The following is a 22540-nucleotide window of genomic DNA, read 5'->3' on the forward strand; positions in this document are numbered from 1 at the left end:
CTTTAAATCGATTTTTTGATTACTGGTATTCCCATGACTTCTACATCTTTTGACAATTCGGCTAATTTTTCTGGTAACAGTCGCTCAACACTCAAAAAACGCACATTATTATTTCGCTATTTAGCCGAAATTAATTTAATCTTCGGTTTTTGGTATTTACAATGGCGCATCACTCATTCAATTAACTTTGATGCTTTGTGGTTGTCAATTCCCTTATTATTAGCTGAAATTTATAGTTATTTTGGTGGTGTGTTGTTTGTCATTGGTTTGTGGCGGCCTTTAGTGCGGCAGGTTAAATCTCTTGATCAGATGATTCCGCCTTTAGAACAATCTGAATGGCCGACAGTAGATGTATTTATTACTTGCTACAATGAGCCACCAGAAATTGTTGAGCAAACTGCAACAGCGGCTTTGGCAATTGATTATCCTGCGAATAAATTGCATGTTTACGTATTAGATGATGGTAACTCACCAGCTATGCGAACCATGACCGAAAGGTTATGTATTCAAGATTTGCAATCACCATTACTACAACAAGAAGCAAACCGCATTGATGCTGAACGCTCTCGCTTAGTAGAACGTCTGCAAAAATTAGAGAATCTTAAATTCAATATTCAAGCAGCTGAAGATTGGTTACAAGAATTATCGTCAATTCAAACTAAAGAGACAACATCAGCAGCAGAATTAGTCGAAAGTCTACAACAATTTATTTTGTGGTTGCCGCCAGAACATCAAAGTATAACTGCAAGACTAACAACTGAAAAACGAGCTTTAGAAAAGGCAATTCACCACAAAGAATTGGAATTAGTGCAACTAGCAAGATTTCATTATATCGCACGCCCTAAACCTGTAGGTGTGCCTCACCATGCGAAAGCTGGTAATCTTAATTATGCGATTTTTTCTGGAGAAACTGCGGGAGAATTTATTCTCACTTTAGATGCTGATCATATTCCCAAACCACAATTTCTCAAACGAGTTTTACCATATTTTTATACATATAATCTTTTCACTGGCAAGTACGAACAAAACCGTATTGCCTTTGTGCAAACACCACAAGATTTTTATAATATTCCATCTGGTGATCCTTTTGGACATAAAGCCAATTTATTTTATGGGCCACTACAACAGGGAAAAGATGGAATGAATGCGGCATTTTACACAGGGACAAATGCTATTCTCCGCCGGGAAGCACTCATTAATGTAGGGCTGCAATATTTTGCTGATGAGTTTAGCAAAGATGAAACAAAATTAGATGAATTTCAATTAGTCGGTGGTGTATCAAGTAATAGTATTACAGAAGATATGAATACGGCTATGCGCTTACATGGTGCTGGTTGGAAATCGATTTATCATCACGAACTTTTAGCGGAAGGTTTAGCACCAGATGATTTGAGTTCTACCTTAAAACAGCGACTACGCTGGGCGCAAGGCACTATCCAAGTTTTATCAAAAGAAAATCCCTTTGCTAAACCAGGACTAACCTTTTGGCAACGTCTGCAATACTTTAAAACAATGTATAGCTATTTTTCGGGTTTTGCTACTCTGGTGTTTATTGTTTGTCCAGTTATTTATTTCTTTACAGAAATTGCACCTGTGCAAACCTTTGGTGATGATTTTGCTATACATTTTATTCCTGCTTTTATTATCAACAGATTGACATTTTTAGCAATGTCTTGGGGGATTCCGGCTGGTGAATTGTGGCGTTCAGAACAATATGCGATCGCATTATTTCCACTACTAATTCAAGCTGTCTGGAGTGTGTTTACAGGACAAAAAATTAATTTCCAAGTTACACCAAAACAAAGACAATCCGGTATTTATCTGCGTATGGTATGGCCGCAATTACTGGTATTTTCCCTGACTATTTTAGGTATGCTGTGGAGTTTTTACCTATTTGTTATTGGGCAGAACAATTATCCTTGGACATCTCTAGTCAATAGTGCTTGGGCTATTTATAATCTACTGCTTTTATGGGGGATTATTCGTGCTGCTGTTTGGCAACCATCCCAAAAGTATTAAAAAATTTTGCAAAAACTAGCGGTTGAAATTGACTAGATAACTTGCTGTTATACAATGCAAATGCCAAAATATAAAAGTGTAAGCTTTATCATAAAAATTAGGTAATTAACTCATGAATTCTTCAATCAAAATAATTCAGCCACAAGGAATCTTAAATGGCATTACAGGTAATGAATTGCGGCGTGAAGTGAGCGATCTACTGGATAATGGTACAGATATTGTTTTGATTGATTTAAAAGAAGTTAATTTTATCGATAGCTCTGGTTTAGGGTCTTTAGTGTCAGCCGCACAAATGGTCAGAAATACTAATGCAAAACTATTTGTTTGTTCTGTGAGTGATCAAGTAAAAATGCTATTTGAATTAACGAAAATTGATCGAGTAATTCAAGTTTTTGTCGATCAAGATGATTTTAAACGCCAAGTTTTGACAACTTCTTGAAAAATCAAAAATATAAAATGCTTGAAAGCCTAGTTGGTATTGGCACAATATCTATATCCTAGGCTTTGATAGTTGATTTATAATATTTATGTTGATAGGGGATAGAGGCGCTTAGGCTATATAAATGTATCTCATTAGGGCGAAAACTATTGTAAGTAATTTTAATTACCAAAAACCTCAAATCGGGTTAACTAATTTGCCGGATATACCGGACATAATATTACAGGTGAATAGTGATTTTATGAGAATTAGAGACGTTGTATACAACGTCTCTATATACGTGGCAAGGCTAAAATAGTGCTTAAAAAATCTGCGATGTAACCGACTTTTTATCGCAATATTTCAGGCTTAAAAAACTACCACTAATTAATTCATGCTTCATGAAATTTCTAATCACGCCACAAGGCAATTCCGCCTAACAAACCTGTAACATTGGGTATGAGTTTGACATTTAAAGGTAGTTGTAAATTTACTTTCACAGCTTCACCACCGCCGATATAAAGACAATCATAATTAAATAAATGCTGCAAAGAAGCGATCGCTTTTTCTAAGCGCCTGTTCCATCTTTTCTGGCCATACTTTTGTAAAGCTGCACGTCCTAATTGTTCTTCGTAAGTCTGGCCTTTGCGAAACTGATGGTGTCCCATTTCCATGTTCGGCACAAGTTTACCATCGACAAATAAAGCCGAACCAAAGCCAGTCCCCAAGGTAATTACTAACTCTACACCTTTGCCAGCGATCGCGCCTAAGCCTTGCATATCTGCATCATTAATTACTCGTACTGGTTTATTTAAACGTTGGGATAATGCTGTGGCAAAATCAAACCCAATCCAATCAGAATGCAAGTTTACTGCTGTTTCTGTGACTCCACACCGCACTACACCAGGAAAACCAACGGAAACCCGATGAAAATTACCTTGAGAATCGGCTAAAAGTGCGATCGCATTAATTACCACATCTGGTTTAGCTGGGGATGGTGTATCTACCCGCGCCCTTTCTGTGATTGCAGTTCCGGTAATATCCAAAACCATTGCTTTGACACCGCTACCACCAATATCAACCGATAAAGTGCGGATTGAACCATTTTCATCAACCATTAAGTTTTTCCTACTTACTATTTGTTCTTTGGCTATTATGCTTTAACTAAAGACTAAAGATTAGGAAACTAATTCTTTTAGTCCTCATCTTCAATATTTAAACAGTAATTACCAAGTATCAATTAAGAATTACGAAACCTTTGCCATATTAAAACCATTAAGTTTGTCCACAATATGTTACGACTTAATTATTGTTGTAAACAGCATATAAAGCAGCAATAAGAGCTAATCAAAAAAATGTACAGCAATGCTTGATATTAAGATTCTTTTTCAATACACACTTTTCCAAATCTCCTTGATTGCCTGAATTCCTTCTTGGCTGAATCTATTTGATGAAGCTTTTGTGAAGCTTTATACATAAACTTATGTTGTTAATCTAGGATGTCAGTATTAACCGAATACTTATGAGAGAATTAAGTACATAGAATGTAAGATTCAACTTACAGTGATTCAGATTGCACAGAAATACATCAAGATAGCGACATGGCAAAGGTGGCACTGCTAATTGGAAACAGTGAATATATGTATAATTTATCGCCTCTGCCTTGTGCTACTAATGACGTTGAGGCAATGCAGAGAGTATTGCAAAACTCAGAAATAGGTGGTTTTGATCAGGTAGAACAGCTACTCAACCCTGATCTCCAAGAAATTCAAGTAAAAATCAAAACACTATTTGCTGGACGGAAAAAAAGAAGACTTGGCACTATTATTTTTTTTCTGGACATGGATTAAAGGATAGAAACGGCAAGTTTTACTTTTCTAATCGAGCTACTAACAGTGAACATATTGAGGCTACAGCTACACCAGCCAGTTTCGTGCAGTACATTATGAGTGGTTCACGCTGTAGCCAAGTTGTAATTCTTGACTGTTGTTTTAGTGGAGCTTTTGCAGATGGACTCACAGTTAAGGGTGATGAAACTGTGGATATTCAGAGTCAACTAGGTGGAAAAGGACGAGCAGTTCTCACAGCTTCAACTTCGACACAATATGCTTTAGAGCAACAGGGAGAAGACCTTTCAGTATATACTCGTTTCATAGTAGAAGGTATTGAGACTGGTGCTGCTGATATAGACAATGATGGACTGATTTCAACAGATGAATTACATAGATATGCTCAGAAAAAAAGTTCAGGAAGTTGCACCAACGATGTCACCTAAAATTTTCACTGCAGAAGAAGGATTCAGAATTTACATAGCAAAAGCACCTACTAATGATCCAAAACTTCAGTATCGGAAAGAAGTCGAAAAATATGCTAAGAGAGGAGAAATTTCTAGTACTGGGCATAGAATATTAGCAGCATTACAAGAAGCTTCAGGACTAACAATTGAACAAGCAAAGGAGATAGAAGCTGATGTTTTAAAACCTTATCAAGAATACAAAAATAAGTTAAAAAAATATGAACAAGCTTTAGTTGAGGCACTTGAACATCGATATCATTTAAAGCAAGATACTTACAATGAACTCAAATATTATCAAAAGATTCTTGGGTTGAGAGATGAAGATATTATTCTCATTGAAAAAAACTTGCTTTTGATGCTGCCTGGATTAAACAGGTTTGTTAAGCTGTCGAGAAAAGCTTCTTTACAGTGCTTAAGCATAACATGTTTACTAATTGGTTTAGGTATAGTAGCAGCTAACGCAATTTCTTTCTACAAGAAAATGGCTATAAAACCAATTACAACATTAATAAAAGAGAAAAAATATGAAGAATGTATTACAAAGATAAATCAAGATTTCTTACTGCGTTCAACAGAATTTCAAACTGCTCAACAGTGTTATAACGGTTTAATTGCACAGGCTAAAGAAATTTTTCAAGTCAATAATGACTTTGAGCAAGCAATGCGCCTTTTAGATTTAGTTCCTCAAGGTGTTCTTTTTCAGGAAGTTACAGAAGCCCGTGAATCAATCGTTGATTTAAAACATTATAGAGATGCTAAAGAAGCAGAAAGTAGATGTGATTGGATTGAGATGAAAGCAAATTTAGAAAAAATTAAGCATCGTTCTCAAGAAATGGAAAATTCTCTGGCAGAATTAATAAGAAAAATTAATACGGGTGAGGCGTTAATTCAAATGAATCAATGTCCTAGTAGGGCAATTATTACAAATTAAGGTAGAGTATTTATATAAACATAATTTATAAATAAAAATATAAAAAAATGAAAAAAGCAATAAAATTAACTTCTTTAATATCATTATTTTTGCTATTCACCCTTTTAAAAAGTGAAAAAATTATTGGATTAGATAAAAAAAAATAAAATAAAGTTTGTTTGTGATGAAACATTACTAGCAACACAGGCAAAATGGTTAAATAATAATAGAATAGATAATATTATTTTTTGGAGAGACCAAAATTGGATTAGTAAAGACTACACAACTCTTAAGCAGAAGTGTATTGATGTATCAGCAGCTTTTCAAAAAGCTTATCAGGAAGATAAATTAAAACGCATTATTCCAGCTTATTATAATGGTAGAAATATTATCTGTGCCTCACAAAATGGTAAGCAATGTGATTACCCGTTATATTCTCTTCTTCCTGGAGATAATACAGCAGTTGAAGTAGCACAACAATTATTTAAACGTATATTTTATGGTAATACACCGCCATTGAGACATAGTGATTTTTCTCTCGATATTGAAAGATTCCTGTTTGGAAATCAAATAGTGAGGAAAAATCAAATATCATGCCCTATAAAGAAAACTTCTACTTCTGAACAATCAGATATAGGTAAATCAAGTATTACAGAAAGTACTATATATAAGAATGCAAGACAGTTTACTATCAAAATTGATGCTTTAGAATCACAAGGTTCAGGTGTAATATTCGCACGTCAAGGAAATAGTTACTGCGTTCTTACTGCCAAGCATAATATTTTCACAAGTATTCAGCTTAATAGAAGCATTAGGATTATAACTCCTGACGGTATACAATACGAAGCTCAAAACCCTAGAGTAGCGTCTAATAATATTGACCTAGCTATTTTAGAGTTTGTAAGTAATAAAAAACCAGGATATGAAATTGCCACTATAGGGAATGCAAAACAGACATCTTTATTACCAAAACAGACAGTTTACATTGCAGGTTTTCCGGTGAGTCAGCTTCGTGAAAGTACAGAAGCTTTTATTTCAGAAGGAAAATTTGATGCTGCTTCTGAAAAAAGTTTTGATATTACATATACTCCTAGTGATTCTGAAGCTGCTGCAACTTTTGGGATGAGTGGAGGCGCTATTCTTGATTCTCAAGGAACTTTAATAGGAATTCATGGTGCAGGTGAATCAATTAGTTCTAAAACAACTATTTTTAGTGGTATAGCAATTAATTCTGATACTCTCTCAAAAATGGCATCTTCTCTTGGACTTAATTTACAGGCTCCAAAGGTTGCAATATCTCCAGATATTCTTTTACCTCCAAGAAATATTAAAAAACCGTCAAACCCAAGTAGCCCACCAATAACTTATCCGCCCTTAACTCCACAACCTACCGTCAATCCTTCACCCTCTACTCCTATTTCTCAACCTGCAAGTATTACATCGCTTGTAATCCAAAAAAAAATGCCCTGGTTGTAATCTGGCAGGACAAGATTTTGGAGGCTTGAAACTACCGGGTGTAAATTTGTACAGAGCAAATCTGCAAGGTGTAAATTTCAGTTTTGCTGACCTGTCAGATGTGAACTTATCAGAAGCAAACTTACAAAAAGCAAATCTTGGATATGCAGATTTGAATAACGCTAATTTATTGGGAGCGAATTTACAAAATGCGAATCTGAGAGGTACAAGATTAAACAATGCTAATTTACGTGGAATAAACTTAGAAAACTTAGATATTTCAAGTTCGAGATTAAACAAAGCTGATTTAAGTGGCACGAACTTACGAAATGCTAATCTTTCTTTTGCAGAACTAGACAATGCTGATTTACGTGGAGCCGACTTACGCAACGCAAATCTTAATTATGCCAGTTTGCGGAATATAAAAACAGATGAGAAAACTAATTTTGAAGGTGCAAAAATTAAAAATACGTCTTGGTAAGAAATTTACACTCAGCATCATTAAAAGCTGGAACTTCTAATATCCAATATCCAGTAACCATTAATATAAAAATGACGCGATCGCAGTGATATGCACAGCTTTATTCCCCCAGAACGCTTTTTTCCTTACCTGACTTGGACTGAAATCCAAGATATGCCACATAAAGAAAATGTGGTAATTATTCAACCAGTCGGCGCAATTGAACAACATGGCCCCCATCTACCATTGATTGTAGATGCGGCGATTGGTGTTGGTGTTTTGGGGAAAGCCTTGACGAAGCTAGATGCAAACATTCCCGCTTATGCCTTGCCGACTCTGTATTATGGAAAATCTAACGAACACTGGCACTTTCCTGGCACAATTACCCTCAGTTCCGAAACCCTGACAGCCACAATTATGGAAGTGGGAGAAAGTCTTTACCGGGCTGGGTTTAGAAAATTGGTGTTGATGAACTCCCACGGCGGACAACCCCAAATTATGCAAATGGCGGCGCGAGATTTACACGTTCAGTATGATGACTTTTTAGTATTTCCGTTGTTTACTTGGCGTGCGCCCAATATCACCAAAGAATTGCTCACACCCAAAGAAGCTAAACTTGGTATGCACGCCGGAGATGCGGAAACTAGCATTATGTTGGCAATATTACCAGAACAAGTCAAACTCGAAAAAGCTGTGGCTGAATACCCACCAGAACAGCCAGACAGTACTTTAATTAGTTGGGAAGGTCAATTACCAGTATCTTGGACAACAAAGGATATCAGTAAAAGTGGTGTGATTGGTGATCCAACAACTGCAACTAAAGAAAAAGGCGATCGCATCTTAGAATCTGTATCTGACGGTTGGGTGCAAGTCATCAAAGATATTTATGCTTTTAGGCTACCAGAAAGCCTGAGCTAGATTTGCTAGTCTAGAAATAGTAACTCCAAGTTAAAAAATATATTAATAGTCAAGACTATGGCAGGATTTGCAAGTAATAGCCATCATTCTTATAGTCAAGAAGATGTACAACGTATTCTTCAGTTAGCGATCGCTCGTCAAGCTGATAACCAAGAAAAAGAGTTTTCTTACGAATTACTAGTAGAAATTGCGGGTGAGTTAGACATATCACCAGAGTCTTTACAATTGGCAGAACAAGACTGGCGATCGCAACAAAGTGAAATTCAACAGCGCCAAGCTTTCGATGCTTACCGTCTCGCAAAATTTAAAAAAACGTTTAGGAAACTTTGCCATTGTCAATAGTTTTTTAATATTAGCTAATTATTTGATTATTTTGCCGAATATTCATTGGTCACTGGGTATTTTGCTATTTTGGGGTTTAACAGTTGGGCTAGATTTTTGGAATAACTTTTACGCCAAAGGTGAAGCCTATGAAATTGCTTTTCAGAAATGGTATCGCCAGCATCAGCTAAAACAAAATTTCAATACAGTCATGAAGACTGCCAATACACTGGTAAATAAATGGCTGAAGTCATTGCAGACTTAAAACATAGTTAAAATACACAACCTGCCCTCTCAAGCCAAATCTGGAAACAGACTGGAGACTTTTTATGACCGTAGCAGCAATAGCCAAACCAGCAAAAGAATCACCTCTGTTGTTTGAGGGAGTCACCTGGAGAGAATTTAAAGCAGTTGAGCAGTTATTAGACCGTCCAGGATATCGACTGTCTTTTTTAGATGGAGTTTTGGAGATTCGCAGAATGCCAGGAGAACCACACGAAACTGTTAAAAAGAGAATTGCTGGATTGTTAGAACTATACCTACTCATGGCAGGATTTGACTTTACTCCCACTGGTTCGATGACTTTAGAAAATGAAGCAGGTGGAGTAAAGCGAGAAGCAGATGAATCTTATAAACTCGCTTATGGTCGAGTACGTCCTGATTTAGTCATTGAAGTAGTGTTTACGAGTGGCGGTATCAACAAATTGGAAGCATACAAGCGGCTGTTAATTCCTGAAGTGTGGTTTTGGGAAGATGGAGCTTTGGAAGTGTATCACCTGCGGCAAAACAGCGACACACTCGACTATGAAAGAATATCTACTAGTGAAGAAGTCAAAGGCATCGATTTGGATTTGTTGCTACGCTGCATTACTATGGTGAACCACGTTGATGCCATCAAAACTTTTCAACAGGCTTTGGCAAAGTAACGGACTTTTGCTATACAGCAGTCGAAGGATAGGTGAGGACATTTCAAAAGTATGAATGTCAGGTGTAGTAAAACTTTTAACTCCTACTTTCTGCCTTCCGCCTCCTGCCTCCTGCTATAAATACACACAGCGAAGCAAAGGTTGATGAATCCTGTTACAACGCTGCTGTGTCTCTACGTGTTAGTTTACCGATATAGCCAGACGCGCAATAAAGACAGCAATTGTTCAATATCTACGGGTTTGGTGATGTAATCGGATGCGCCGGACTCGATGCACTTTTCGCGATCGCCTTGCATGGCTTTGGCGGTGAGGGCAATAATTGGTAAGGTGATGAATCGGTTATTTTGGCGAATTAAGCGGGTGGTTTCGTAACCATCCATTTCCGGCATCATCACATCCATTAATACCACATCAATATCTGGTGTAGTTTCTAACATGGTGATGCCATCTCTGCCGTTTTCTGCATACATCACCTGCATGTGATAGCGTTCTAGCATACTGGTTAAGGCAAAGATATTACGGACATCATCATCAATAATTAATACTTTCTTGTTCGCCAGGATGTAGTCACTGGCGTGCAGTTCTTCAAGGATTTGGCGTTTGGGTTCTGGTAAATTTGCTTGGACTCGGTGTAAAAATAATGTAGTTTCATCAAGGAGGCGTTCAGGCGATCGCACGTCTTTGACAATGATGGTTTCGGTGATGCGCCGCAGTTCGACTTCTTGGGCTTTGGTTAATTCAATCCCAGTGTAAATAATGATGGGTAATGATTCACCATTGGGCTGCTGTTTGATTTGTTGAAGCAGTTCAAACCCATTCATATCGGGTAGCCCTAAATCAAGAACCAGACAATCAAAGGGTTGGGCATTTATCGCCTCTAAAGCGGCTGCACCAGTGGCGACGGCGGTAGTTGCGACATCGCTATTACCAATTAACTCAACAATGCTATGGCGTTGGGTGTCGTCATCTTCCACTACCAGCAAACTCTTCACCCGCCGTTCGACAAAACCTTTGATTTTATTTAAAGCATCAAAAATACTTTCGCTGCTGGCTGGTTTTTGCAGATATGCTAACGCCCCTAATTGCAAACTCCGGCGTTTACCTTCTTCGACGGTCATGATATGAACAGGAATGTGACGGGTATTTGCGTCATGCTTTAACCTGTCTAAAACCGTCCAACCATCCATATCAGGTAAGCGGATATCGAGTAAAATTCCGGCGGGTTGAAATTGTTGCGCCAGTGCTAAACCATTACTACCACTTTGGGCGGCAATGACTTTAAAACCTTGCTGCTGTGCCATATCCAAGAGGATGCGGGCAAAATGAATGTCATCTTCGACGATTAATAGTACGCGATCGCTATTTTGGATATCAATGCGATCGTCTTCTAGGAGTGCTAAGTGCTGAGTGGGGAGTGCTGAGTGCTGAGTCACCGAAGTTTGCTCAATGGGAGGAACCCCCGCACGCAACTTTTCACTGAGTGCTGAGTTGGGAGTAGGGAGTGAGGGAGTGGGAACTAGTTGAGATGTGGGTTCAGGCAAAATGAAGGTGGAGTCAGAATCAAATTGGGGTAAGTAGAAGGTAAATGTACTACCTTGGCTGACGTTACTTACCAAGGTAATTTCGCCACCAAACAAACGGGCAATTTCCCGACTGATGGATAAACCTAAACCTGTACCACCGTATTTGCGGCTGGTAGTACCGTCGGCTTGTTGGAAGGCTTCAAAAATCACTTTTTGTTTTTCTGGGGCGATACCAATTCCTGTATCGATCACCGAAAAGGCGACTACCATTGGGGCGCGGTTTAAGGTTTCTTGATTAATACTCCATCCTTGCTGGGCGACTTCAATGCGTAAGCGTACCTCTCCCCGTTCGGTAAATTTAAAGGCGTTGGAAAGCAGATTTTTCAGGACTTGTTGTAAGCGTTTCGGGTCAGTGTAAATGGCTTTGGGTAAATCAGCACCGATTTCAATAGTGAAACTGAGTCCTTTATCTTGGGCGATTTGGCGAAATGTGCGTTCTGTTTGATCTCGCAAATCGGTGACTAACATCTGCGACATATCAATCGACATGGTTCCCGACTCAATTTTTGCCAAATCCAAAATGTCATTAATCAACGCCAACAAGTCATTCCCTGCCGAGTAAATTGTGCGGCTGTATTCGACTTGTTTGGTGCTGAGGTTGCCATCAATGTTATCGGTTAACAACTTCGCTAAAATTAACAAACTATTTAACGGTGTCCGCAGTTCATGGGACATATTCGCCAGAAATTCAGATTTGTATTTGGATGACAGCGCCAATTGTTCGGCTTTTTCTTCCAAAGAAAGTCTCGCTTGTTCAATTTCCAGGTTTTTGCGTTCAACTTCTTTCTTTTGCAGCGCCAGTAATTCGGCTTTTTCTTCGAGTTCGGCGTTGGTTTGTTGTAATTCTTCTTGTTGTTTCTTGAGTAAATCTTCCGAAGTTTTGAGAGACTGGGCTTGTTGTTCGAGGCGTTTGTTGGTTTCTTTGAGTTCGTTTTGTTGAGTTTGCAGTTCTTCCGCCAAAGATTGGGATTGTTTGAGTAATTCTTCGGTACGCATGGAAGCGGCGATCGTATTGAGAACGATCGCAATACTTTCGGTGAGTTGGTCGAAGAATGTTAAATGAATTTCACTAAAGCGGCGGAAGGAGGCTAACTCAATGACGGCTGTAACTTGTCCTTCAAACAACACAGGTAAAACCACAGCGTTGAGTGGGGCTGCTTCACCCAAACCCGAACTAATCTTGACATAATTACTCGGTACTTCAGTTAACAAAATTCGCTCTTTTTCTAAAGCGCATTGTCCGACTAAACCTTCACCCAAGTGAAAACGATTGGCTAGATGTTTGCGTTCGCGGTAGGCGTAACTGCTGAGTAATTTCAGATATACCTGTTGTTGTTCACCAGCATCCATTAAGTAAAATACGCCATGTTGTGCGCCTACCAGGGGTGCAAGTTCTGAGAGAATGAGCTTGGATACTGTTTCTAAGTCGCGCTGACCTTGCAACATCCGGGTGAATTTGGCAAGGTTGGTCTTTAACCAGTCTTGTTCGGTGTTCTTTTGGGTAGTCTCGCGCAAATTGGCAATCATCTGGTTGATGTTGTCTTTTAAGATTGCCACTTCCCCTAGTGCTTCCACGGAAATTGACCGAGTTAAATCGCCTTTTGTTACCGCTGTCGCAACTTCTGCAATCGCCCGTAGCTGAGTTGTCAGAGTTGCAGCTAGTTCATTTACGTTATCTGTTAAGTCTTTCCAGGTTCCCGCCGCCCCTGGTACCCTCGCTTGACCGCCCAGTTTGCCCTCAATTCCCACTTCCCGCGCTACGGTTGTGACCTGATTGGCAAAGGTCGCTAGGGTATCAATCATTTCATTGATGGTTTCTGCTAAGGTTTCAATTTCACCCTTCGCATCTAACATCAATTTCCGCTTCAAATCCCCATTCGCCACGGCGGTGACAACTCGCGCAATTCCTCGCACTTGGGCGGTTAAGTTACCCGCCATCGAATTCACATTATCGGTGAGGTCTTTCCATGTCCCCGCCACACCTTGTACCACAGCTTGACCGCCTAATTTTCCTTCTGTACCCACCTCTCGCGCTACCCGCGTTACCTCACTGGCGAAGGAACTCAATTGATCCACCATTGTATTAATCGTGTTCTTCAAGTCGAGAATTTCACCCTTCACATCCACCGTGATTTTCTTCGACAAGTCACCATTCGCCACCGCCTTGGTTACTTCCGCGATGTTCCTTACCTGGGCGGTTAAGTTACCCGCCATTGAGTTGACGTTGTCGGTGAGGTCTTTCCACGTCCCACCAACGCCACGGACGTAAGCTTGAACACCAAGTTTACCTTCCGTTCCCACCTCTCGCGCCACCCGTGTTACTTCCGATGCGAAGGAATTAAGTTGATCCACCATTGTATTGATGGTGTTTTTCAACTCCAGAATTTCACCCTTCACATCAACGGTGATTTTCTTGGATAAGTCCCCATTCGCCACCGCCGTCGTCACTTCCGCGATGTTTCTTACCTGGGCTGTCAAACTTCCCGCCATGAAGTTTACCGAGTCGGTGAGGTCTTTCCAGGTTCCCGCCACACCTTTGACTTCGGCTTGAACACCGAGTTTTCCTTCCGTTCCCACCTCTCGCGCTACTCTCGTTACTTCCGACGCAAAGGAATTAAGTTGATCCACCATTGTATTGACGGTGTTTTTCAACTCCAGAATTTCACCTTTGACATCCACAGAGATTTTCTTGGATAAGTCGCCATTCGCCACGGCTGTTGTGACTGCTGCGATGTTGCGTACCTGGGCTGTCAAACTTCCCGCCATGAAATTCACGCTGTCGGTGAGGTCTTTCCAGGTTCCCGCCACACCTTTAACATCGGCTTGGACACCTAACTTACCCTCACTTCCTACTTCTCGCGCCACTCTGGTTACTTCCGATGCGAAGGAGTTGAGTTGATCCACCATGATATTGATGGTGTTTTTCAACTCCAGAATTTCACCTTTAACTTGGACAGTGATTTTTTTCGATAAGTCCCCATTAGCGATCGCAGTGGCAACTTCCGCTATACTACGTACTTGGTCGGTGAGGTTCCCCGCCATCATATTCACCGCACCTGTCAAGTCTTTCCATGTCCCCGCCACACCGCGTACTTCGGCTTGGACACCCAGTTTTCCTTCTGTTCCCACCTCTCGCGCTACTCTAGTTACTTCTGATGCAAAGGAACTGAGTTGATCCACCATTGTATTAATCGTGTTTTTCAACTCCAGAATTTCACCCTTCACATCCACTGTGATTTTCTTGGACAAGTCCCCATTCGCCACCGCCGTTGTGACATCGGCGATATTTCGCACCTGGGCTGTCAAACTTCCCGCCATGAAATTCACCGAGTCGGTGAGGTCTTTCCACGTCCCCGCCACACCTTTGACTTCCGCTTGAACACCTAATTTACCTTCACTTCCTACCTCTCGCGCCACCCTGGTGACTTCCGATGCAAAGGAATTGAGTTGATCCACCATTGTATTAATCGTGTTTTTCAACTCCAGAATTTCACCCTTCACATCCACTGTGATTTTCTTGGACAAGTCCCCATTCGCCACCGCCGTTGTCACTTCCGCGATGTTTCTTACCTGGGCTGTCAAACTTCCCGCCATGAAGTTTACGGAGTCAGTCAAATCTTTCCATGTCCCTGCTACACCGCGCACATCTGCTTGGACACCGAGTTTACCTTCACTTCCTACCTCACGCGCCACCCTTGTTACTTCTGATGCAAAGGAACTGAGTTGATCCACCATGATATTGATCGTGTTTTTCAACTCCAGAATTTCGCCCTTAACATCTACAGTAATTTTCTTCGATAAGTCCCCATTAGCGATCGCTGTTGCAACTTCCGCAATGTTTCTTACCTGTCCCGTCAAATTCCCCGCCATCAAATTCACGTTATCGGTGAGGTCTTTCCAGGTTCCCGCCACACCCCGCACTTCTGCTTGGACACCGAGTTTCCCTTCTGTTCCCACTTCCCGCGCTACTCTTGTAACTTCCGACGCGAAGGAATTGAGTTGATCCACCATTGTATTAATCGTATTCTTCAACTCCAGAATTTCACCCTTTACATCCACTGTGATTTTCTTCGACAAGTCCCCATTCGCCACCGCCGTTGTCACTTCTGCGATGTTTCTTACTTGGGCTGTCAAACTTCCCGCCATGAAATTCACAGAGTCGGTCAAATCCTTCCAGGTACCCGCCACACCTTTAACATCGGCTTGGACACCTAATTTACCTTCACTTCCTACCTCACGCGCTACTCTAGTTACTTCTGACACGAATGAACTGAGTTGATCCACCATGATGTTGATGGTATTTTTCAGTTCGAGAATTTCACCTTTAACATCTACAGTGATTTTCTTTGATAAATCACCATTAGCGATCGCTGTTGCAACTTCCGCAATATTACGTACCTGTCCGGTAAGATTTCCCGCCATTAAATTCACGTTATCGGTGAGGTCTTTCCAAGTTCCCGCCACACCCCGCACTTCCGCTTGGACACCGAGTTTCCCTTCCGTCCCGACTTCCCGCGCTACCCTTGTTACCTCAGAGGCGAAGGAATTTAACTGATCAACCATTGTATTGACGGTGTTTTTCAGTTCGAGAATTTCACCTTTGACGTTTACTGTGATTTTCTTGGATAAATCACCGTTGGCGATCGCTGTGGCAACTTCCGCAATATTACGTACCTGTCCTGTAAGGTTTCCCGCCATCAAATTCACATTATCGGTGAGGTCTTTCCAGGTTCCCGCCACACCCCGCACTTCTGCTTGGACACCGAGTTTCCCTTCTGTTCCCACTTCCCGCGCTACTCTTGTAACTTCCGACGCGAAGGAACCCAGCCGTTCTACCATTGTGTTAACGATATTGGCTGTTTGCAGAAACTCACCTTTGAGGGGTTTACCATCTATTTCTGTGGCGATGGTTTGAGACAAATCCCCATTCGCCACCGCCCGAATCACCCTTGTCGTCTCGGCTGTCGGTTGGACTAAATCTGTAATTAAAGTGTTGACAGAATTGACACAATCTGACCAAGAACCCCGCACAGTTCCTAAAGAGGCGCGTTCTGTAATTTTCCCTTCTTTCCCAACCACATTCCCAATGCGCTGGAGTTCTAACGCCATCCGCTCATTTTGGTCAATAATATCGTTGAGCGTGTCAGCGATTTTACCTGCTAAACCAGTATTTTCTACAGACATCCGAACCGAAAAGTCACCTTTTTTCACAGCAGTGAGTGTTTTCAGCAATTGTTTTAAATCAAGATTGTCGCTTTCTCTGGTTAACTGTTCGGTTGCCATTGCTATATCCTTGGGAAACTGGGGATTATTGTGAGGTAAAATATATTAATACTGCACGCTCATACTGTTTCAGAGCGTTATGCTGCAAATTAAATTATCCAAGAATCATCGTTAAGCCAGACATCTACTCCAAAAATTAATGTGTCTTGGATATGTAAATTGATGGTTAATACCATTTATTGATGAAGATGCAATTTATCAGTTGTTGTAGAGACTTAGTATACCAAGTCTCTACAGAATTTATAGGTACAGCTTCATGTTCAATTGGTATAAATGGAAACGCTTTTCAAAATATAATTTCTGTGTTTATTTTTAACTAAACTTTTGCTGAAGATAGTTAAAAATCCTCTTTAATATAACAGACTCATTATTAATAACTATCAATGATTTTAACTATAGAATTTATCTAACTTTAGGAGTAATAATAGATTATTTGTATCTAACGCAAGATAGAGGACAGGATGAGATAAATTTGTTACTGAGAGGTGAATCGTTGCAATTTACCGATGTTCTAACCAACCTCAATACTGCTATACAAATCTCTCTCCCTTGTCGCCTTTGTCTCCCCTACCCCTTTTGTTCTGCTATATTCTTAAAGATTGTTAACGCAAAGTAATGCAGAGTTACTTTACGTTAATATTTTGATAAATTACAAAAGGTAAAATTTTTAACCCAGATATTTACAGACGAAGTTAATCACCTCTGTTAAACCTGATTGAGTTTTTAAATTAGTAAAAATAAAAGGTTTGTCACCGCGCATTCTTTTTGCATCGCGTTCCATAACGCTTAAATCTGCACCGACATAAGGTGCAAGGTCAGTTTTATTAATCACTAATAAATCAGATTTGGTAATTCCTGGGCCACCTTTGCGGGGAATTTTATCGCCAGCAGCCACATCAATAACATATATAGTTAAATCGACTAATTCTGGACTGAAGGTAGCGGCTAAATTATCGCCGCCACTTTCTAAAAAGACTAAATCTAAATTATGAAAACGCTCTTCTAACTGTTGAATCGCAGCTAAATTCATCGAAGCATCTTCCCGAATCGCTGTGTGGGGACAGCCTCCAGTTTCTACACCCAAAATGCGATCGCTTGCTAAAGCCTGAGAACGTACTAAAAATTGTGCATCCTCTTGAGTATAAATATCATTTGTCACTACAGCAAGATGATACTGGTCACCTAACGCCTTACATAAAGCATCCACTAAAGCTGTCTTCCCTGAACCCACCGGGCCTGCAACACCTACTCGAAATGCGGTCATAGTCACACAATTTTGAATTTGAGATTTTAGATTGACCCCATAGATAAATCTAGAGGCTTGAGGATTTTAAATTTTCAGATAACTAAGGTATTCCCTTTAATAAAAAGTGAGTACATAGAGAATTTTTATAAGTTTTGACATAATTCTGATTAAGATAATCACTTAAATATTGCTGAATAGTTTTAGATTTACATAACAGAACTTGCTCAGGACGATACATTTGTAAAACTGAGATCATTTGTTCAGCAGTTATGCTGTTAGATTCTATCCTGATGTGGGATAAAACAGCAATCTCTGGAGGCACAGGTAAGCCTGAATAAAAAGCATAAATTGGATAGTCTGTAAATAGCCAGTTAGTATATTTCTTATGTTTTAAGAGAATGTCTACAAGTTGGATATGATTTTGGTTCTGTTTTAGATATTTCTGATTCTCCACAAACATGACTCCTAATTTAATAGGAGTGACAACAATTGAAAAAATAATCAAGACCGCGGCTAAATAAGGAATGGTAATTTGAGAGAAATTAGTAAGTTTAAATTTAGAATACCATTTATTTTGTCGGAAAAAATCTAGTGATAGCTGTAATCCATAGGTAGCCAGCCAAGTCAAGGGAATAGATATTAAAAGGTAGTGGTGATACCAGACTGGTCGATGATTCATTAAAGCGATGAAACTGGTGACAAGCCAAATGACCGGGAAAGAATTTTCCCATTGTTTTTTTTGAATAATTACTGTAATTGCTAGAATAGCTAAAAGCAAATAATCAAAATCTTGCAAAAGAAATGATAAGGTTAATATTTGACTATTTTGGGCTGAAAAAGCTGTGATGGTTTCCTCAGATAAATGAGATTGAAGCAATTGTTCATAATTGAGAGAATTGCTGGCGATCGCAATCAGTATAAAGACAATCAAACAAGCGGCTAACCACAATAAAGGATGTAAAAATATTTTCCGTTTTTGTATCTGGTGTTTGTATTTATTAAAATTAAAAATCACTAGATCAAATATTATTAAAGGAATGATAAAAGCAGTAAATAATTTGATTTGTAAAGAAAGCCCTAAAAGCCCACCTGATAGCAGAATTAAAAGTTGAGAGTTTTTTTGAGAAAAATTGTGTTTATATAGACTCAATATAAAAATTGAGAGCATAACCATTGCTAAAGAAGGTAAACCAATCATCACAGAAACACTCAATCGGAGGAAATTGCAGGAAATTATTAATAATAGAGTGCCAATGACTGCTAGAAAATTGCCTAAACATATCCGGAGAGTCTGAGCAAAAGACCATACCAGTACTGTGGCATAAGTCAAAGTTAACAGCCGTGCAGAATAGATTGATTTTCCAAACAAGTTCAACCAAAACCCTAAAATGATTGTTGACAGAGGAGGTTGGTCATTCCAAACTTGTGTGTACATGGAAAAGCCATCTAAATATAAAATAGCTTTAATTAATTCAATTCCTTCATCACTGCTATCAAATTGAAACACCTGCTCAATCGGCATAAAGTTAATAGCAAAAATAAAAAAAAACAGCAGGTATCAAAAGATTAAATAATAAAAATATTTTCAATTTCTTACTAGTCATGTATAGTAATCCGATTTGAGATATAAACAAAAGATACTAGAGAGACAAAGTAGATATGGAAGACAAGGAAGAGAAATGTTTGTGAATCATTAAAGATTACTATTTTTATATAAATATTTCCTAGCTTATGAGATAAATAAAATTCCTATGCCTTTTATCGGAATCAGATTTTTTAGGTTGTTATCTTATTTACTACAAAATTCAGTTATTGTTAACCAGAACTTACGCACAAAGATTTTTTGTGGAGACTGGGTGTGGGAGTGAAAGGGTTTTGAATAATTACACCTTTCGGCCGACGCTTACGGCGAAGTCCCTATACCCATATACCATTCCCAAAACCATTGATTTGTCGTCTCACTGCGTAATTCATATTAACTTCTAAACAACCTTGTATACTGCGTTTCATGCTGCATACTTGCTAAAGATAAACCCCAGCTACAACAACTCAATTCATCATCTTCTAAAACGAGAACTTCTTGGACAGTTGCACTAATTAATGGTTGTAAACCGAGTAATAATTCTTGTCCGGTGGTTTGTCCGAGGGGGATGAGTTTGATTCCGGCGGTGATGAGATTAGTAGCCCAACTATGCAGATATGCGAGTAAAGCAGCATTGGGGTGAATTTGCCAATGAGCAACAGCAATCCCAAAAGCAACTGCATAATTGCAACGATTACCCACACTATTAATAGTCGGCAGTAACTCTGGCTGTAGTTTACCAAGTAATTGCGTTAGCGATCGTCCCATCTGCCAACTAGAATTGCGTAATTCTTGCGTTTCTCTCGCCGCCGATAGCCAGCGATTCCAATAACAGAGGGTTTCAATATTCCCCATTTTCGCAGATGCAGCCGCCCGTAACATCACCGCCGCCTCTAACCGAATTGCACCGTAACGTAACTCTGAGGTTAGCCAATGTTTGAGAGTATCTTGATTAGTAACGATGCCATGTTCTACCAAAGTTTCCAAACCCTCAGAATAACTGTAAGCGCCCACAGGTAAAGCTGGGCTGGCTAACTGCAAAATCCCCAAAAAATGACTATCAGTGAGGGTGATGGTGTCCATAAGCCCCTAGTTCTGGCTGAAACGGTGCAATTTCTTCCGTAATTTCCATTCCCAACTGTACTAACATCGTTTGTAAAACCCCATCTGGTGACAAGCGCAAATAACTTGGTGTAATTTCCACAGGCACATGACGATTGCCCAGATGGTATGCTGCTCGCATTAACAACAGTGGTGATTTAGCAGATACAGTCAACACAGGTTCTGGTTTCGCAACAATTCTCATTACACTACCATCATTTTCATCTTGTAGAATATCGCCATCCCGTAACACCGTCCCCCTGGGTAAACGCAAAAACACAACCTGACCATTTTCCATCTCAAATCGATGACGGCTGCGAGTCCGTTCTTCTGCCGTCAGTGCTAAAGTTAAACTCACCACAGCATTAGCATCTGGTGGTTTCCGTTGAGTCAAGATCATCTTTATGCCTTTGCGCGAAACATTCAACATCCATCAATTTGATATTATTAACGAAGTGAGCGATCGCTAAAACTATGGCAAAGCGTAAAAAAAGCAATCTCCAGTGGATTAAAGAAACGCTTGATCTCCAACCCGACCATCACTGGGAATCTCCATCAGGCTATAAAATCTTTGTCGCCAACCGGGGGGCTGTTCGCTTCAACGTTCCCCAAAATTGGGTGTTTGAACCCCAAGAAAAATCCTTCAAGTTCATGGATAGAAAACCACCCAAAGATGACTGCTGTTTAGAAGTATCTTTTAATCACCTACCGCCCCACGACTGGAGTTTGTTTCCCCTGAAAGCTACCTTAAAGAAAATCGTAGAAGAAGACAGCCGCGATGTAATTGAGAAAGGCGAAGTTATCACCCTCAAACGCCAAACTGCCAGAATTGTGTGGACAGAACTTAAGTTTATTGACACCCAAGCCGAACCAAGAGAAGCTTTTTCTCGAATTTGCATCGGTTTAGGCTCAAATATACAATGCTTAATTACCTTTGAGTTTTGGGCAGACCAAGCCGAACAGTTAACACCCGTTTGGGATGAAGTGATGCGGAGTCTCACCCTAGGACTATATATCCGCGACCCCAGAACAGGTTTAGCTTTTCCAGACTAGTAAAACAATGCAAAAGTAAAAAGTGGGCCACTGCGTTGGGTGGGTTTCCCGACTTGTAGACGCGCTTTGCGCGGCTTCTCGCAGAGTAGCAAGTGGCGTTAGCGCAGCGTTAGCGACGCAGGAGCGTCACTCTGAAAGAGTCAACAGTAAAAAGAAAGAATAGTAATAAAACAAGTCTTTTAGCTATTTTTTATGGTCTGTTTATTTACGCCAACCTCTACTAGTGCTGAGTGCTGAGTAATATACGCTCTCTAACTCAGCACTTTTTTGGTTACAGGTTATAGGTTACAGAAACTTAGACTAGAGAAGTGACAGCGAGATTTTCTTTCCCCCACACCCATACACCCTCTCTACCCATACACCCCCTAAATTTCCACACCCAATTTTTGTGACTGTATATGAAAACACTATATATATGGGTGGGGAGTAAGGTAAAGTTATGATGTATTTCTCTTCTATTGACTAGTAAGTTCACGAATCCCGTCACAGGGCTAGATGTTAGCTGTTGAGTCGCTGATGATTGTTTTGTGTCAAACAACAAAGGTAAAACTACGCCAAGCAATCTAGCGACAATTGGATCTAGGATTGATTTAACAAAGCTAAAAAACAAAGCTATGGGTGTTGAGTTGGTAGTAGTGCCAAAAATCTACGAAAAACTCATACCTCATCACCATCACTAACTTCACAGGTCTAAAACAATGGAATTGACAATTGACAACGTAGAAACCGTTTTAGATGAAATGCGCCCTTATTTGATGTCTGATGGCGGTAACGTGGAACTTGTAGAACTTGATGGCCCTGTGGTCAGATTACGGTTACAAGGTGCTTGTGGTTCTTGTCCTAGCTCCACAATGACCCTGAGAATGGGTCTGGAACGCCGCCTCAAGGAAATGATTCCCGAAATTGCTGAAGTTGAACAAGTAATTTAGGGACTGAGGGATCAGAAGTAAAAAGTCAAAAGTAAAAAGT

Annotated in this window: 17 protein-coding genes and 1 pseudogene; 12 read left to right on the plus strand and 6 right to left on the minus strand. The window is 39.9% G+C overall.

Annotation, left to right across the window (positions count from 1 at the left end; all coding sequences use genetic code 11):
- Positions 1-33 precede the first annotated feature (33 nt).
- Together ACX27_RS13995 and ACX27_RS14000 are read left to right on the plus strand one after the other, a co-directional pair.
- Complete coding sequence (locus tag ACX27_RS13995; RefSeq protein WP_062298341.1) at positions 34-2019, plus strand: glycosyltransferase; 1986 nt, start codon at positions 34-36, stop codon at positions 2017-2019.
- Positions 2020-2131: 112 nt separating this feature from the next.
- Positions 2132-2458 (plus strand): STAS domain-containing protein, encoded by a 327-nt coding sequence (locus ACX27_RS14000; RefSeq protein WP_062293414.1) that lies wholly within the window; start codon positions 2132-2134, stop codon positions 2456-2458.
- Between the two features lie 389 nt (positions 2459-2847).
- Here the strand turns inward: ACX27_RS14000 and ACX27_RS14005 are convergent, their stop codons facing one another.
- Entirely contained in the window at positions 2848-3555 is a 708-nt protein-coding gene (locus ACX27_RS14005) for an ROK family protein (protein ID WP_062293417.1), read from the minus strand.
- Between the two features lie 483 nt (positions 3556-4038).
- On the opposite strand from ACX27_RS14005, the gene ACX27_RS34655 reads away from it, so the two are divergent.
- The 8 genes and pseudogenes from ACX27_RS34655 to ACX27_RS14045 all read left to right on the plus strand — a co-directional run bounded on the left by ACX27_RS34655 (position 4039) and on the right by ACX27_RS14045 (position 9723).
- The gene (locus ACX27_RS34655; protein ID WP_062293421.1) at positions 4039-4287 is read left to right on the plus strand and encodes a caspase family protein; all 249 of its coding nucleotides are present in this window, start codon (positions 4039-4041) and stop codon (positions 4285-4287) included.
- A 95-nt stretch (positions 4288-4382) separates the two neighbouring features.
- On the plus strand, positions 4383-4712 hold the full coding sequence (locus ACX27_RS33830) for a hypothetical protein (protein ID WP_062293424.1): 330 nt from the start codon (positions 4383-4385) through the stop codon (positions 4710-4712).
- Entirely contained in the window at positions 4651-5664 is a 1014-nt protein-coding gene (locus ACX27_RS14020) for a hypothetical protein (RefSeq protein ID WP_235526635.1), read from the plus strand. Before ACX27_RS33830 ends, ACX27_RS14020 begins: the two co-directional genes overlap by 62 nt.
- Positions 5665-5811: 147 nt before the next feature.
- Entirely contained in the window at positions 5812-7119 is a 1308-nt protein-coding gene (locus tag ACX27_RS14025) for a trypsin-like peptidase domain-containing protein (protein ID WP_256364402.1), read from the plus strand.
- A 100-nt stretch (positions 7120-7219) separates the two neighbouring features.
- Positions 7220-7579, plus strand: coding sequence for a pentapeptide repeat-containing protein (locus ACX27_RS14030; RefSeq protein ID WP_158507381.1), 360 nt, complete (start codon positions 7220-7222; stop codon positions 7577-7579).
- Positions 7580-7669: 90 nt separating this feature from the next.
- Positions 7670-8476: a creatininase family protein gene (locus tag ACX27_RS14035; RefSeq protein WP_062293436.1), complete on the plus strand. Its 807-nt coding sequence runs from the start codon at positions 7670-7672 to the stop codon at positions 8474-8476.
- A gap of 57 nt (positions 8477-8533) precedes the next feature.
- A pseudogene (locus ACX27_RS14040) lies at positions 8534-9062 on the plus strand (2TM domain-containing protein).
- Between the two features lie 64 nt (positions 9063-9126).
- On the plus strand, positions 9127-9723 hold the full coding sequence (locus ACX27_RS14045) for a Uma2 family endonuclease (protein WP_062293440.1): 597 nt from the start codon (positions 9127-9129) through the stop codon (positions 9721-9723).
- 185 nt (positions 9724-9908) lie between these two features.
- On the opposite strand, the gene ACX27_RS14050 is transcribed toward ACX27_RS14045, so the two are convergent.
- From ACX27_RS14050 to ureE, 5 genes are all read right to left on the minus strand, one after another.
- Positions 9909-16589, minus strand: coding sequence for a HAMP domain-containing protein (locus tag ACX27_RS14050; protein ID WP_062293443.1), 6681 nt, complete (start codon positions 16587-16589; stop codon positions 9909-9911).
- A gap of 667 nt (positions 16590-17256) precedes the next feature.
- Positions 17257-17853, minus strand: coding sequence for an urease accessory protein UreG (gene ureG / locus ACX27_RS14055; RefSeq protein ID WP_062293446.1), 597 nt, complete (start codon positions 17851-17853; stop codon positions 17257-17259).
- Between the two features lie 82 nt (positions 17854-17935).
- Complete coding sequence (locus ACX27_RS14060; protein WP_062293448.1) at positions 17936-19357, minus strand: glycosyltransferase family 39 protein; 1422 nt, start codon at positions 19355-19357, stop codon at positions 17936-17938.
- A gap of 453 nt (positions 19358-19810) precedes the next feature.
- Positions 19811-20500: an urease accessory protein UreF gene (locus ACX27_RS14065; protein ID WP_062293451.1), complete on the minus strand. Its 690-nt coding sequence runs from the start codon at positions 20498-20500 to the stop codon at positions 19811-19813.
- A complete protein-coding gene (ureE, locus tag ACX27_RS14070) occupies positions 20478-20918 on the minus strand; it encodes an urease accessory protein UreE (RefSeq protein WP_144427457.1) in 441 nt (146 codons plus the stop codon). Before ureE ends, ACX27_RS14065 begins: the two co-directional genes overlap by 23 nt.
- A 74-nt stretch (positions 20919-20992) precedes the next feature.
- Here ureE and ACX27_RS14075 point away from each other — a divergent pair, with 74 nt between their 5' ends.
- Positions 20993-21571, plus strand: coding sequence for a hypothetical protein (locus tag ACX27_RS14075; protein ID WP_062293457.1), 579 nt, complete (start codon positions 20993-20995; stop codon positions 21569-21571).
- A gap of 698 nt (positions 21572-22269) precedes the next feature.
- A complete protein-coding gene (locus ACX27_RS14080) occupies positions 22270-22500 on the plus strand; it encodes a NifU family protein (protein WP_062293460.1) in 231 nt (76 codons plus the stop codon).
- Positions 22501-22540 lie beyond the last annotated feature (40 nt).

The organism is Nostoc piscinale CENA21 (assembly GCF_001298445.1).
In the GTDB taxonomy this organism is placed as follows: Bacteria; Cyanobacteriota; Cyanobacteriia; order Cyanobacteriales; family Nostocaceae; genus Nostoc_B; species Nostoc_B piscinale_A.